Genomic DNA, 13,548 nt, shown 5'->3' with positions numbered 1-13,548 from the left:
TGCCTGTGATTGGGGCGCTTTCTTGCAAAAATGGTGCCAGCGGGCGCCAGCCTTGTGCATCAAGGCGTCATGACGATGCCTTGCGCCGGATGGCGGTGCGGATGGCAGCGCTTGCCTTGATTTGGTGCGTATCGGTGGGCGGTATTGGTGCGCAGAGCTTGCGGCCAACGTTGGCCGCAAGCTCAGGCCGGCAGCAGGGTCTCGACACGGTCGTCGCGCTGCAGGATCTGCCGCAGGAACCGCTGCATGCTGTGATCGTCGCCGGTGGTGACGAAGCGGTACTGCGGCGGCATCTGTGGGCCGCTGCGGCACTGGTGTTGTTGCAGCAGGCGCAGCGTCTGGCGCACCACGGCGTCGGTGGGATCGATGATGTCGATGTGCGGTGGCAGCTGCTCACGGATCAGCGGCGCGAGGAACGGGTAGTGGGTGCAGCCGAGCACCACGTGGTCGACGTTGTGCGCCAGCAGCGGCGCCAGCGCCGCGGCGACGGTGCGCCGGGCGTTGTCGCTGTCCAGCTCGCCGCTTTCCACCAGCTCGACAAAGCCGGTGCCGGCCTGGCTGTAGATCTCGGCGTGGTCGTGCAGCTGCGCCGCCAGCTGGCGGAATTTCTCGCCGCGCAGCGTGGCCTGCGTCGCCAGCACGCCGACCTTGCCGCTCTGCGTCGACAGAGCCGCCGGCTTGATCGCCGGCTCCATGCCGACGATGGGCAACGCCGGATACTTGTGGCGCAGGTGGCGCGCCGCGGCGCTGGTGGCGGTGTTGCAGGCGATCAGCAGCAGGGTGGCGCCCTGTGCCAGCAGGTAGTCGGTGATCAGCTCGGAACGGGCGATCAGCTCGTCGTCGCTGCGCCCGCCGTAAGGACAGTAGCCCTGATCGGCAAGGTAGATGACCGGTTCGTCGGGAAGCTGGGCGGTGAGCTCGCGCCACACCGAAAGGCCGCCTAGGCCGGAATCAAACATGCCGATCATGGGGGATTAACTGTTCTGGATGACGATTTTCGGGAATTTACCAGAGAAGTCGCGTGCCTTGTCGCCGACCTTGACCGCCACCTTGCGCGCGATCTGCTGGTAGCGGGCCGCCAGCGCGCTGTCCGGCGCTGCCGCCACCGTCGGGCGGCCGTCGTCGGTGGCCAGGCGGATGCCCAGATCCAGTGGCAGCGAGCCGAGCACGTCGACGCCGTACTGCGCACTCATCTTGTCGGCGCCGCCGTGGCCGAAGATGTGCTCTTCGTGGCCGCAGTTGCTGCACACGTGCATCGCCATGTTCTCGACGATACCGAGAATGGGCACGCCGACCTTCTCGAACATCTTCAGCCCCTTCTTCGCGTCCAGTAGCGCGATGTCCTGCGGCGTGGTGACGATGATGGCGCCGGTAACCGGCACCTTCTGCGACAGCGTCAGCTGGATGTCGCCGGTGCCCGGCGGCATGTCGATCACCAGGTAGTCCAGCTCGTTCCACAGTGTGTCGTTCAGCAGCTGCTGCAGCGCCTGGCTCACCATCGGGCCGCGCCACACCATCGCCTGGTCCTCGTCCACCAGATAGCCGATCGACATCGTCTGCACGCCGTGCGCCGGCAACGGCACCAGCTTGCCCTCGATCACCTCCGGCTTCTGACCCTGTAGGCCCATCATCAAGGGCTGCGACGGGCCGTAGATGTCGGCATCGAGGATGCCGACCGACGCGCCTTCCGCCGCCAGCGCCAGCGCCAGGTTGGCCGCGGTGGTGGACTTGCCGACGCCGCCCTTGCCGGACGACACCGCGATGATGTTTTTCACCCCCGGCAGCAGCGGCACGCCGCGCTGTACCGAGTGGCTGGTGATCTCGCTGACCACGTCGATGCTCAGCTTGCGCTCGCCGGCCAGCGGTGCCAAGCGTTCGCGGAACAGCTCGGCGATGGCGGCGAAGCGGCTTTTCGCCGGGTAGGGCAGGGCCACGCGCACGTTGAGGTGGGCGGCGTCGTTTTGCTGCACGCTGACGCCTTTGCGGTAGGGCTTGTGGGTGTCTTCGTCGATCAGGTCGGCGATGGCATCGAGAATGTCGGTGTCGGTCAGGGCCATGTCAGTAGTCCGGGAAGCGGCGTCGCCATGGACGCCAAACAGTTTGCCGAGTCGGGAAAGCATGATGGTGATCTTGAGCGGGATGAATAGCCGACTATTTTAATCGGGTTTGCCGCGGGCGAACAGGCTTGCCCGCCGTTTTGGCCGCAGCCGCCATGATAAGCGCTGCGCCGGCGTTGTGCATGCCGCTGTCGGGTGTGCCTGCGGCCAACCCTGGCCGCCGTGTGCCGCTTACTTTTTTGTCATGGTGGCTGTCTAGACAGATTTGCTGGTGCAAGTGCCTGATTCGGCGTAGAATCGACGCCTTTTTTCTCAGCCGGTACGGGATGGCAGACTGCTCCGTGGCGGTGTTTCCGAGGTGACGTTTTGTCTGAATTTGTCAGGATTTCCCGTTTGACCCCGGCGCGGATGCTGTTCCCGCTGGCGCTGGTGCTGTTTGAATTTGCGGTCTACATCGCCAACGACATGGCGCAGCCGGCGATGCTGCGCGTGGTGCAGGAGTTCGGCGTCGGCATCGAGTGGGTGCCGATGGCGATGACCGCCTTCCTGCTCGGCGGCGCGCTGATGCCGTGGCTGACCGGGCCGCTGTCCGACCGCATCGGCCGCCGGCCGGTGCTGCTGGGCGGCGTGGTGTATTTCATCGTCGCCTGCCTCGCCACCTATCTGGTGAGCTCGATCGAGGCCTTCATGGCTCTGCGCGTGCTGCAGGGCGTCGGCCTGTGCTTCATCAACGCCGTCGGCTACGCCGCGGTGCAGGAGGCGTTCGAGGAGAAGACCGCGGTCAAGGTCACCGCGCTGATGGCCAATGTGGCGCTGATTGCGCCGATGGTCGGCCCGCTGGCCGGTGCCGCGCTGATCGAGTTCGCGCCGTGGCGCAGCTGCTTCCTGTTCATCGCCGGCGTGTCGTTGCTGGCGCTGGTCGGGCTGTGGTGGAAGATGCCGGAAACGGTCAACGTTGGCCGCACGCGCGCGCCGTTGCGCCGCATGGGCGCGGACTACCTGGCGCTGCTCGCCGACCGCCGCTTCGTGCTGTCGCTGCTGTGCATCCCGTTGCTGGCGATGCCGCTGATGGGCTGGATCGCGCTGTCGCCGGTGCTGCTGGTAGAAGACCTCGGCATGAGCACCGTCGAGTACGGCCTGTGGCAGCTGCCGGTGTTCGGCGGCCTGATCGCCGGCAACTTCGCGCTGGTGCTGCTCACCGAGCGCCTGGCGCTGGGGCGCTCGGTGCTGCTGGGCATGTGGCCCATCGTCGGCGGCCTGGCGCTGATGCTGGGCGGCATCCAGTTCAGCAGCGTGCCGCACATCTATATGGTGGCCGGCATGAGCCTGATGGCCTTCGGCGAGGGGCTGTCGTTCGCGGTGCTGTACCGCTTCGCGCTGATGTCCAGCACGGTGAGCAAGGGCACGGTGTCGGCGGCGATGAGCATGCTGTCGATGGCCGGCTACGCGCTCGGCATTGAGCTGTTCCGCCACGCCTATATCGCCGGCGGCATGATCGGCTTCGCGCTGATGTCGCTGTTGACCTCGCTGCTGTTCGTGCTGGTGGCGCGACCGCGGGTGCGCCACGCGATGAAGTTGCGCGCGGCGCCGGTGGCGCAGCCAGCCTGATGTTTCGGGCGCACGCTCTATAAAGGTTGGCCGCAACGCTGTTGCGGCCAACCTTTGTCGTTATAATCGACGGTTTCGTATTGCTTATCGGGATGCATTTCATGACTAAACGCCAGATTCTGGTTACCAGCGCACTGCCGTACGCCAACGGCGCCATCCACTTGGGTCATATGGTTGAACACATCCAGACCGATGTCTGGGTGCGCTTCCAGAAGATGCGTGGCCACGAGTGCTACTACGTCTGTGCCGACGACACCCACGGTACCCCGATCATGCTGGCTGCGGAAAAGCAGGGCATCACCCCGGAGCAGCTGATCGAGCGCGTCAACACCGAGCATCTGGCCGATTTCAGCGGCTTCCACATCGGCTACGACAACTACTACAGCACCAACAGCCCGGAAAACAAGGCGTTCTCCGAGCAGGTTTACCTCGCGCTGAAGGCCAACGACAAGATCGCCAGCCGCACCATCGAGCAGCTGTACGACCCGGAAAAGAACATGTTCCTGCCGGACCGCTTCGTGAAGGGCGAATGCCCGAAGTGCGGCGCGGCCGACCAGTACGGCGACAACTGCGAGAAGTGCGGCGCCACCTACAGCCCGACCGAACTGAAAAACCCGTACTCCGCGGTGTCCGGCGCCAAGCCGGTGCTGAAGACCTCCGAGCACTACTTCTTCCGCCTCGGCGAGTGCACCGGCTTCCTGCAGGACTGGACCGGCGGCAGCAGCCTGCGCGGTGACGGCGCGAGCCAGGTCCACCTGCAGGCCGAATCGCTGAACAAGATGAACGAGTGGATCGAAGGCGGCCTGCAGGACTGGGACATCAGCCGCGATGCGCCGTACTTCGGTTTCGAGATCCCCGGCGCGCCGGGCAAGTACTTCTACGTGTGGCTGGACGCGCCGATCGGCTACATGGCCAGCTTCAAGAACCTGTGCGACCGCACCGGTATCGATTTCGACGAGTGGTTCAAGCCGGACAGCAAGACCGAGATGTACCACTTCATTGGCAAGGACATCCTGTACTTCCACGCGCTGTTCTGGCCGGCGATGCTGCACTTCGCCGGCTACCGCGCGCCGACCGGCGTGTTCGCGCACGGCTTCCTGACCGTGGACGGCCACAAGATGTCCAAGTCGCGCGGCACCTTCATCACCGCCAAGAGCTACCTCGACTGCGGCCTGAATCCGGAGTGGATGCGCTACTACATTGCCGGCAAGCTCAACGGCCGCATCGAGGACATCGACCTCAACCTGGGTGACTTCGTTGCCCGCGTGAACTCGGACGTGGTCGGCAAGTTCGTCAACATCGCCAGCCGCGCCGCCGGCTTCATCAGCAAGCGTTTCGGTGGCCAGCTTGCGGCCAACCTTGAGGACGAAACCCGCCTGCTCGGCAACATTGCCGGCGAAGCGGAGAACATCGCCGCCGCCTTCGAGGCGCGCGAGTACGCCAAGGCGCTGCGCGAGGTGATGGCGATTGCCGACATCGTCAACGGTTACGTGGACGCCAACAAGCCGTGGGAGCTGGCCAAGCAGGAAGGCCAGGACGCGCGCCTGCACGAAGTGTGCAGCGTGCTGATCAACGCCTTCCGCCTGCTGACCATCTACCTCAAGCCGGTGCTGCCGAAGCTGGCCGAAGGCGTGGAAGCCTTCCTCGACGTGGCGCCGCTGCAGTGGGCGGACATCGACCAGCGGCTGCTGGGCCATACCATCAAACCGTACCAGCACCTGATGCAGCGCATCGACCCGGTGCTGGTGGAAAAACTCATCGAGGCGAACAAGCAAAGCATGGAAACCCAAGCCCCGGCCGCTGCGGCCAACTACGAGCCACTGGCCGACACCATCAAGATCGACGACTTCGCCAAGCTGGACCTGCGCGTCGGCAAGGTGCTGGCCTGCAACTTCGTGGAAGGCTCCGACAAGCTGCTGCAGTTCACCGTCGACCTCGGCTTCGAACAGCGCAACATCTTCTCCGGCATCCGCTCCGCGTACCAGGAGCCGGAAAAGCTGGTTGGCCGCAAGGTGATCGTGGTCGCCAACCTGGCCGAACGCAAGATGCGCTTCGGCGTGTCGCAGGGCATGATCGTGTGCGCCTCCGGCCCGGAGGACAACTCCGGTCTGTTCCTGCTGGACGCCGACGACGGCGCCGAGCCGGGCATGCGCATCGGCTGATCGCCCGGTCTGTTTGACTGCACTTCAATGCCCCGTCGCCGACGGGGCATTTTTCATGGCGGCGATTCATCAGATTTTCATAATTGCTGCTTAAGCTGCGACCAGTGCTACGGGAACTCCGTGAAACTACCTATAGTCAATAGCAACATAAACACGTTATCGTAGCGTGAGCTTATGTTGTTTCAGTAAGCCGGATAATCGTCAGAAAAAGAATGACAAAAAGGAAAAATCATGAGAATCAACCAACTTGAGCCAGGCCATAGCATCCTGGAAACAACCGACAGCGGTGAAGAAATCCGCTTTGAAGTGATCAATGTCAAGCCGCTGGGCCGACGCTACGAGGTGACGATGCGCACTTCCGCCGGTCTGGAAAGCGTGGTCTACCCGGGTAACGCCTACGTACAGACTGCCGCCTGACAGAGCGTGGCACCACAATCAAAGCCCTGCCTTGCAGGGCTTTTGTCTTTTTGCTTGACGCACCGCAATATACGCGGTACTATTTCTTTCTCAGTCGCGGGATGGAGCAGTCTGGTAGCTCGTCGGGCTCATAACCCGAAGGTCGTAGGTTCAAATCCTGCTCCCGCAACCAGAATTCATAAAACGGTTTGGCGACTAAACCGTTTTGCCTTGAGAAATATAAATGGCGATTCGCCAGTTGTTTTTCACGGCACAATCTATACTTGCAGTACTCAGTCGCGGGATGGAGCAGTCTGGTAGCTCGTCGGGCTCATAACCCGAAGGTCGTAGGTTCAAATCCTGCTCCCGCAACCACATGTAAACCCCTGATTCAATTGAAAAATTGGATCAGGGGTTTTGTGCTTTTATACCCGTGAGTTGGGCACAGGAGCTCTTCTGTGCCCATTTTTGTGCCCGGCGTGTGCCCAGTTGAGATAAAAGCCTGGCAATTTTGACCTTTGGTCATTTTCTGGGCTCAGATCTGGCACGACCTTTGGGTGATTTGTCTTGATCGTGCCCAATGGGCACATCATGGGCACGGTCGTCATATCACATTAATCGCGTTTTTGTTCCCATAAGCTACACCCCTCGCTTTGTATCTGACTGAAAAAACAGGTGTTTTTTAGTCAAGTAGCAACTTGTGCTGGCCCAAGGGGCGGCTTGTATCGCGTTCTCTGTTGGATGTTTTATTCTGCCGGGTCGATTTTTTCTGTGCTGGGCACAGGTTTGGGAACGTACTCAAGCAGATCACCAAGTTGGCAGTTGAAGTAACGGCACAGCGCATCCAGCACATCCAGTTCAATACGCTCAGCCGTCTCATGATAGAGACGCGTCAGTGTCCCCCTGTTGAGGCCAGTATCACGGGCGAGGTCACTAATCTTCAGACGTTTTTCTCCCATGATGCGAGAGAGGTGGCATTTAATCATTTGTGTTCCTCGATCAAAAAAATCTCCTGTAGATCAAAAAGCCTTGCAATAGGTATTTTTGTGTGTAATATGATCTTCAGGAGATCAAAATTAACGCTATAGGGCGATTGTGTTCTCCTGATTCTACATTTCTACCAGGAGTAAGACCATGAATACCACCTATATCACAACAGAAGAGCTGGCCTCGCGTATTCACTATGACGCACGGACAATCCGCAACAATCTGGTCGACAACTGCCTAATTGAAGGCAAGCACTATGTTCGACCCTTTGGTCGAAGGAAGTATCTGTTCATTTGGGAGGCCATTGAGGCAGATCTCCTGCGCGCTCATGTCGACAGCATTGCAATGCCAGTAGCCGAGTAACAAGGAGATAGCCATGGGTGTAGTCAGAGCTAGGAAGGAAACAGGATTGCTGTTTCTGGATTTTCGTTGGGACGGGAAGCGTTGCCGTGAACAAACTGAGCTTCGAGATACCGCTGCCAACCGCAGGAAGCTTGAGAAGATGCTGGCGCAAATTGAGTCCGAGATTCAACTTGGTCGCTTTAGTTACGCTACCTTCTTTCCTGATAGCCGGAAGTGCGTGGAAGTGACACTTGCTCCCGTCTCTGTCTTTTCTCCTGCGAGGGAGGAGATCGTGATGGATGAGGCGGTCCTGAAGACGCCACTCTTTGCCGACTTCATTAAGGAATGGCTCAGCGAAAACCAGATCGGTTGGCGACGTTCGTACCAGGTAACCATCCGCGGGAATATCGATAAATACTATCTGCCCGCATTTGGAAGTGTCAGGGTCGGGGCTGTCACTCGGGCTGATCTGCTCAAATTCCGGTCATCACTCGCCAAAGTATCCGGCCGGAATGGGAACACAACACTATCTGCCAACCGCATCAACAAGATCATGGATCCGTTGCGCAGGGTATTTGAGGAAGCCGCCGACCGTTATGACTTTACCACGCCCTACGTGCGCATCAAACCGTTGAAGGTGCCGAAGTCCGATGTGCAGCCACTCACGCTGCAAGAGGTGAAGCTGATCGTCGATTCGGTTCGGCTCGATTTTCGCAATTACTACATCGTTCGTTTTTTCACCGGTATGCGTACTGGTGAAATTGACGGGCTGAAATGGAAGTATGTCGACTTTGAGCGTCGACAAATCCTGATCCGGGAAACAATCGTGTACGGGGAGGATGACTACACCAAGACCGATGCATCACAGCGCGATATTGCAATGAGCCAGCCAGTGTATGAGGCACTGGTGAATCAGTACAAGGCAACGGGTGCCATGTCCGAGTATGTATTTTGCAACCTGCAGGGGATGCCCATTGAACACAACAATGTGACCAAGCGGGTGTGGTACCCCCTGTTGGCCTCACTTGGTCTGGAGCGTCGCCGGCCTTATCAAACTCGGCATACGGCAGCAACCCTCTGGCTCGCTGCCGGTGAGGCGCCGGAATGGATTGCAAGGCAGATGGGGCATGCCAACACTGAGATGCTGTTCAAAGTGTATTCCCGTTTTGTGCCGAACCTGACACGTAAAGATGGTTCTGCATTCGAGCAATTGCTGAAAACGGCACACATTCAGCAAGGAGATATCCATGAGAAGGTTTAGCGAGGAGAGGGCGCAGCAACATACGTTGGCATTGCTAGAAATTAGCGTTTATCTGTACGAACTGAGCCGCAATAAAGCTTTGCCGGTAGCTTTGCGGGAGCAAGCCATGGTTTTGTTTCAGGACTATCCGAGTGTCACCGAGATCATCATCTTGGCGAAGCGGGACCAGGGGACGACGGGGGATCGATGCCTGTTGGCCAATGTCGAGAAAGAGCTCTTTACCGGCGACAAGTATCCTTTGCTTAGGCGAGCTTTGCAGGCGGAAGCCCACCGAAAAAAAATGTGATTTCAGAAAGTGCTTCTCTATTACGGCTGCCTTTGAATTTAGGGCAGCCGTTTTAGCCTTGGGCTACGTGGCCTGGTCTGTCCTGTCGCTCACAGAGAGCAGGCAAGCATAAATGGCAAAACGATTAAGGGTATCGTCATAGATCACTCTTGGGGGCTTCTGTCACTCACCAACTGTGTTTTCTTTACTGACCCCTACGGCCAGCACAAGGCGATCCACCAGTTCTGACAGCTCCTGCTTTTTAGCTCGGCCAAGTTGCTCGCGCAGCAAGATCAACCATCGTTCAGCAATCAGTACATCATCATGCTCTACTTCGATGTTAAGTTGCTCCCGCAGTGCTCGGTTTAAATCCCTGCAAATTCTGTTCAGCTGTTCGCACTCCGTAGGCACCTTCAGCCCCATCATCCTCGCCAGTTCAGCAATTGCAGTCTGAGTACTCAACACCCCAATCGCCTTGCTATTGATTTCCCCACGCTTGATTTGAACAATGGCTTCGATCGCCGGCTGAACAATTTTATGAGCGATACGCTGACAGATATTTGGGGAGTGGAAGGCCATGCAGATTGTCTTTATAAAGCAGAGAGGTGGGTGGGATGATATGGTACCAGAGTGCCTGATTAGTACATCGACTGACGATGAACCTATACGGGCATAAGTGCCGGGTTCGGGCGGTGAGAAGTGAAGGCTTCTTTGCGCAAATGACATTGACGCTACGCCTCCTTAAATTGATACGATACCTCGTCCAGTTGCTGAGATCACTTGCCATAGATAATAATGACCAGATCATAAATGAAGTTGTAATGATTTTAACGCTCTTGTGCTAGAGCGGGCTCATGGTGTGGTGGTGCCAGTGTGAGTAGGAGCGTTCCTCTTGGCTGTTGTCCCGCTATTCTGGTCATGGAGTGGAGAAGGTGATGTCTTACGATGCCAACAATGTATTTGCCAAAATTTTGCGTGGCACAGCCCCGTGCATCAAGGTTTTCGAAGACCAGATGACACTGGTGTTCATGGATATCATGCCCCAAGCAGATGGCCATCTCCTCGTTATTCCCAAAGAGTCCGCTTCGCAGATTTTCGAGCTATCAGAATGAATCGCCCCTCCTTTCCTAGACACCTCAAGAGCCTCACACTAGGCCCAGCAAGGAGGTGTCATGAGCAGGCAGCGTTTCCCCGAAGAGTTCAAGATTGAAGCCGTCAAACAGATTACTGAACGCGGCTATCCCGTCGCCGAAGTAGCCAGCCGTCTCGGCGTATCTGCCCACAGCCTGTATCAATGGCTGAAACGCTACGACCCCAAGCGTGCCAAGCCGGCCGAATCAGCGGACCAGCAAGCTGAAATCCGCCGTCTCAAGGCAGAGCTGAAACGGGTCACCGAGGAACGCGACATCCTAAAAAAGGCCGCCGCATACTTTGCCAAGGAGTCCGGGTAAGGTATGCCTTCATCCGGGCCCACGAGCAGCAGTTTCCAGTCCGACGACTGTGTCGTGTCATGGCTGTGCACCCCAGTGGCTACTACACCTGGAAATCGTCCCCGTATTCACGCCGCACTCGCGAGGACCAACGCTTGCTTGGGCAAATCAAACAGGCTTGGCTAGAGAGTGGTGGTGTCTATGGTTACCGCAAGGTGTATGACGACCTGCAGGCACAGGGAGAGCGCTGCGGCAAACACCGTGTGGCGCGGCTGATGAAGCAGGAGGGGCTGCGTTCGCAGACGGGCTACCACCGGCGCCCTGGACATTACAGTGGCCGCCCGGCGGTGGTGGCGCCGAACCACCTGCAGCGCCAGTTCACCGTAGAGGCACCGAATAAAGCTTGGGTGACCGACATCACATATATCCGCACGCATGAGGGGTGGCTGTACTTGGCGGTGGTGCTCGACCTGTTCTCGCGACAGGTCATTGGCTGGTCGATGCAGTCACGTATCGATAAAGAGCTGGTGCTGAATGCCTTATTGATGGCGGTATGGCGACGTCAGCCCAAGCAGGAGGTGCTGGTGCATTCCGACCAGGGGAGTCAGTTCAGTAGTTACGACTGGCAGGACTTCTTGAAGGCCCATCGCTTGGTGCCCAGCATGAGTCGGCGTGGGAACTGCCACGACAATGCCGTGGCGGAGAGTTTCTTCCAGTTGCTGAAGCGGGAGCGCATCAAGCGAAAAACCTATCACGACCGGGAGGAGGCCCGTCGTGACATCTTCGATTACATCGAGATGTTCTACAACCCAAAGCGCCGGCATGGTTCCGCAAATGGGCTATCGCCGGTAGAGTTTGAGAAGCAATATTTCCAACGGCTCAAGAGTGTCTAGAGAAGCCGGGGCGATTCAACCCGCGGTAACAGGTCGGCCATAAATGCGCGTAACACGGTAGGTTGAGGTATTCCCCGTCGAGTAATCGCTGTAAATGGCCAGTGAGAGCAAAAGCGTGCAGGATCAATCTGACGCATATCGCCGGCCTCCACCCAACGGGTCGCGTAGTGGATTGGTAAAAACCCGATATAGGCCCCGGAGAGAATCAGCATTGCTTGTGCCTCGATATTGTCAACGGTGGCGGCAGCCTTGCTGACGCGCAATTGCTTTAAGTCCTGCTGCTGGAGGTAGCCGCGGGCTACGATGTGGCTAGTAGCAATATGGTTGAACAGTTGCGTCTCGGTATCCGCTGTCTTGAATAGTGGGCTGTAGCGGCTGCAGAACAGGCCATCCTGCTCCTGGTACAGCTGGATGTAGGACAACCCGGCGACTCGCAACGGAAAGTGACCAACCGCGATATGCAGGCGGCCATCCAGTACCCGTTCTTCCAGCTCGGCTGGGGTCCCGATATAGACGTCCAGATGCACGTCGTGGCCGCGAGCCACGAACTGGCGCAGCGCGCGAGCCAGCGGCGAATCGGCATCGCTGATGGTGTTGTCGATGATACCCAGGTACAGCTTGCCAGAGATGTGCTGTTTTAGTGCGCTGGTGTCCATGCAGAAGGTATCCACCGCCATCAGCAGACGCTGGGTGGCTTCGTAGGTGGCCATGCCGTGTTCGGTAAGGCGAAAACCACCACGACCGCGCTCGCACAGGGTGACACCCAGTCGCGTTTCCAGGTTGGCCATCTGTTCACTGATACTGGACTGGCTGAGATTCAGCGCGGCCTGTGCCGCAGAAAAACCGCCACATTTCACGATGGTCATGAACACTCTCAGCAGCTTCAGATCCACGTCTTGCAGTTGTTTCATCCGTTTCTTTCCTTTGCCGATGGGTTGTTATTCGTGTTGCACCGCAGAACGCTGATGGCATCAAGTGCCGTACTGTCAAGCTGCGGCAGCCATGAGTCAAACCAATAGTTTTTACATCGGAAATGTCGATGTGAGTATCTGATCTTTATTATTTTTTCGACGCAAAACTCTGCGCATAGTCATGGAAACACGGGGCTGCTTCAAGCCCTGATGCGACCCTAACAAGACTATGTGGAGAGAGACATGCAAAACAACGGATACGAAAACGGTCGTCTTGACCTGCCATTTGTCGGGCATTGCACCTTTGCCAAGTCGCCGGTGTGCCTGGACTGGGAAAAGATCGACGCTGATGTGGCAGTGCTGGGCGCACCCAATGATATGGGTACCCAATGGCGCGCCGGCGCCCGCTTCGGCCCGCGCGGCATCCGCGAGGCGTCCACGCTGTTCTCCTTCGGTCATGCCGGTGCCTACGACCACGAAGATGACGTGATGTACCTCACCCGCGAGGACGTGCGCATGGTGGATGTGGGCGATGCCGATATCGTGCATACCGACATGGCCAGCAGCAATGCCAACATCGAGCTGGCGGTGCGCAAGATCCTGGCGGCCGGCGCCATGCCGGTGGTGCTGGGCGGCGACCATTCCATCCATGCGCCGGTGATCAAGGCATTTGAAGGCAAAGGCCCGATCCACATCCTGCACATCGATGCCCATCTCGATTTTGTCGACGAACGTCACGGCGTGCGCTACGGCCACGGCAACCCGCTGCGCCGCGCATCGGAAATGGACCACATCGTCGGCATGACCCAGCTGGGCATACGCAACGTGTCGTCCTCCAACCGCGACGACTACGCGGCCGCCCGTGCTGCCGGCTCCACCGTGCTGTCGGTGCGCCAGGTGCGTGCGCTGGGCGCCGAGGGTGTGCTGGCGCAGATTCCGGATGCGGCCAACTACTACATCACTATCGACATCGATGGCTTCGACCCGTCCATTGCCCCGGGCACCGGTACCCCGAGCCATGGCGGCTTCCAGTACTACGAAGTGCTGGAAATCATCCAGGGCCTGGCCCAGCGCAGCCAGGGCCGCATCGTCGGCATGGACCTGGTGGAAGTGGCACCGGCCTATGACCCGACCGGGGTGACCTCCATTCTGGCCGCCCAGCTGCTGATGAACAGCATCGGCTTCATTTTCCACGCCCGCGCCGAAGCACGCCGCGGCTGAACAGCAGCTGTCGCA

At 58.7% G+C, this 13,548-nt stretch carries 14 protein-coding genes and 2 tRNA genes; 11 read left to right on the top strand and 5 right to left on the bottom strand.

The genetic code is table 11. The features are described from left to right. Positions 1-182: 182 nt before the first annotated feature. The gene (gene murI / locus PQU96_RS06020; protein WP_272771337.1) at positions 183-968 is read right to left on the bottom strand and encodes a glutamate racemase; all 786 of its coding nucleotides are present in this window, start codon (positions 966-968) and stop codon (positions 183-185) included. A gap of 6 nt (positions 969-974) precedes the next feature. Next, on the bottom strand, positions 975-2,057 hold the full coding sequence (gene apbC, locus PQU96_RS06015) for an iron-sulfur cluster carrier protein ApbC (RefSeq protein WP_272771336.1): 1,083 nt from the start codon (positions 2,055-2,057) through the stop codon (positions 975-977). A gap of 366 nt (positions 2,058-2,423) precedes the next feature. Here apbC and PQU96_RS06010 point away from each other — a divergent pair, with 366 nt between their 5' ends. The 5 genes from PQU96_RS06010 to PQU96_RS05990 all read left to right on the top strand — a co-directional run bounded on the left by PQU96_RS06010 (position 2,424) and on the right by PQU96_RS05990 (position 6,598). Continuing rightward, positions 2,424-3,665: an MFS transporter gene (locus tag PQU96_RS06010; protein WP_272771335.1), complete on the top strand. Its 1,242-nt coding sequence runs from the start codon at positions 2,424-2,426 to the stop codon at positions 3,663-3,665. A gap of 101 nt (positions 3,666-3,766) precedes the next feature. Then, entirely contained in the window at positions 3,767-5,827 is a 2,061-nt protein-coding gene (metG, locus tag PQU96_RS06005; protein ID WP_272771334.1) for a methionine--tRNA ligase, read from the top strand. A gap of 231 nt (positions 5,828-6,058) precedes the next feature. Next, complete coding sequence (locus PQU96_RS06000; protein ID WP_047967572.1) at positions 6,059-6,244, top strand: hypothetical protein; 186 nt, start codon at positions 6,059-6,061, stop codon at positions 6,242-6,244. A gap of 95 nt (positions 6,245-6,339) precedes the next feature. Then, positions 6,340-6,416, top strand: a tRNA-Met gene (locus tag PQU96_RS05995). A 105-nt stretch (positions 6,417-6,521) separates the two neighbouring features. Next, positions 6,522-6,598, top strand: a tRNA-Met gene (locus PQU96_RS05990). 371 nt (positions 6,599-6,969) lie between these two features. Here the strand turns inward: PQU96_RS05990 and PQU96_RS05985 are convergent. Next, entirely contained in the window at positions 6,970-7,209 is a 240-nt protein-coding gene (locus PQU96_RS05985; protein WP_255907441.1) for a helix-turn-helix domain-containing protein, read from the bottom strand. A 148-nt stretch (positions 7,210-7,357) separates the two neighbouring features. On the opposite strand from PQU96_RS05985, the gene PQU96_RS05980 reads away from it, so the two are divergent. The 3 genes from PQU96_RS05980 to PQU96_RS05970 are packed head-to-tail and all read left to right on the top strand — an operon-like array spanning position 7,358 to position 9,099. Beyond that, positions 7,358-7,573, top strand: coding sequence for a hypothetical protein (locus tag PQU96_RS05980; protein WP_272771333.1), 216 nt, complete (start codon positions 7,358-7,360; stop codon positions 7,571-7,573). 13 nt (positions 7,574-7,586) lie between these two features. Then, a complete protein-coding gene (locus tag PQU96_RS05975) occupies positions 7,587-8,813 on the top strand; it encodes an Arm DNA-binding domain-containing protein (RefSeq protein WP_272771331.1) in 1,227 nt (408 codons plus the stop codon). Further along, complete coding sequence (locus PQU96_RS05970) at positions 8,800-9,099, top strand: hypothetical protein (protein ID WP_272771330.1); 300 nt, start codon at positions 8,800-8,802, stop codon at positions 9,097-9,099. Before PQU96_RS05975 ends, PQU96_RS05970 begins: the two co-directional genes overlap by 14 nt. A 162-nt stretch (positions 9,100-9,261) precedes the next feature. Here PQU96_RS05970 and PQU96_RS05965 read toward each other — a convergent pair whose 3' ends face one another. Next, the gene (locus tag PQU96_RS05965) at positions 9,262-9,657 is read right to left on the bottom strand and encodes a hypothetical protein (protein WP_272771329.1); all 396 of its coding nucleotides are present in this window, start codon (positions 9,655-9,657) and stop codon (positions 9,262-9,264) included. 356 nt (positions 9,658-10,013) lie between these two features. On the opposite strand from PQU96_RS05965, the gene PQU96_RS05960 reads away from it, so the two are divergent. Next, positions 10,014-10,190, top strand: a complete 177-nt coding sequence (locus PQU96_RS05960; RefSeq protein ID WP_272771328.1) for an HIT domain-containing protein — start codon at positions 10,014-10,016, stop codon at positions 10,188-10,190. Positions 10,191-10,250: 60 nt separating this feature from the next. Further along, positions 10,251-11,401 (top strand): IS3 family transposase gene (locus PQU96_RS05955; protein WP_272771327.1). Its coding sequence is split into 2 segments (ribosomal slippage): positions 10,251-10,497 and positions 10,497-11,401, totalling 1,152 coding nucleotides; the frame shifts between segments, so codons are not numbered across the junction. Here the strand turns inward: PQU96_RS05955 and PQU96_RS05950 are convergent. After that, positions 11,398-12,312, bottom strand: a complete 915-nt coding sequence (locus PQU96_RS05950) for a LysR family transcriptional regulator (protein ID WP_272771326.1) — start codon at positions 12,310-12,312, stop codon at positions 11,398-11,400. The two genes, PQU96_RS05955 and PQU96_RS05950, sit on opposite strands and share 4 nt — an antisense overlap. Before the next feature lie 243 nt (positions 12,313-12,555). Between PQU96_RS05950 and speB the strand changes: the two genes are divergently transcribed. Then, positions 12,556-13,533 (top strand): agmatinase, encoded by a 978-nt coding sequence (speB, locus tag PQU96_RS05945; protein ID WP_272771325.1) that lies wholly within the window; start codon positions 12,556-12,558, stop codon positions 13,531-13,533. Positions 13,534-13,548: the final 15 nt, after the last annotated feature.

This window comes from Vogesella margarita (assembly GCF_028548475.1).
Classification (GTDB): domain Bacteria; phylum Pseudomonadota; class Gammaproteobacteria; order Burkholderiales; family Chromobacteriaceae; genus Vogesella; species Vogesella margarita.
This window is presented reverse-complemented; position numbering and strand designations above follow the sequence as displayed.

Coding starts and splice junctions, on each gene's coding strand:
- murI (WP_272771337.1), bottom strand. CDS start 968: ATGATCGGCATGTTTGATTCCGGCCTAGGCGGCCTTTCGGTGTGGCGC.
- apbC (WP_272771336.1), bottom strand. CDS start 2,057: ATGGCCCTGACCGACACCGACATTCTCGATGCCATCGCCGACCTGATC.
- metG (WP_272771334.1), top strand. CDS start 3,767: ATGACTAAACGCCAGATTCTGGTTACCAGCGCACTGCCGTACGCCAAC.
- PQU96_RS06000 (WP_047967572.1), top strand. CDS start 6,059: ATGAGAATCAACCAACTTGAGCCAGGCCATAGCATCCTGGAAACAACC.
- PQU96_RS05985 (WP_255907441.1), bottom strand. CDS start 7,209: ATGATTAAATGCCACCTCTCTCGCATCATGGGAGAAAAACGTCTGAAG.
- PQU96_RS05980 (WP_272771333.1), top strand. CDS start 7,358: ATGAATACCACCTATATCACAACAGAAGAGCTGGCCTCGCGTATTCAC.
- PQU96_RS05975 (WP_272771331.1), top strand. CDS start 7,587: ATGGGTGTAGTCAGAGCTAGGAAGGAAACAGGATTGCTGTTTCTGGAT.
- PQU96_RS05970 (WP_272771330.1), top strand. CDS start 8,800: ATGAGAAGGTTTAGCGAGGAGAGGGCGCAGCAACATACGTTGGCATTG.
- PQU96_RS05965 (WP_272771329.1), bottom strand. CDS start 9,657: ATGGCCTTCCACTCCCCAAATATCTGTCAGCGTATCGCTCATAAAATT.
- PQU96_RS05960 (WP_272771328.1), top strand. CDS start 10,014: ATGTCTTACGATGCCAACAATGTATTTGCCAAAATTTTGCGTGGCACA.
- PQU96_RS05950 (WP_272771326.1), bottom strand. CDS start 12,312: ATGAAACAACTGCAAGACGTGGATCTGAAGCTGCTGAGAGTGTTCATG.
- speB (WP_272771325.1), top strand. CDS start 12,556: ATGCAAAACAACGGATACGAAAACGGTCGTCTTGACCTGCCATTTGTC.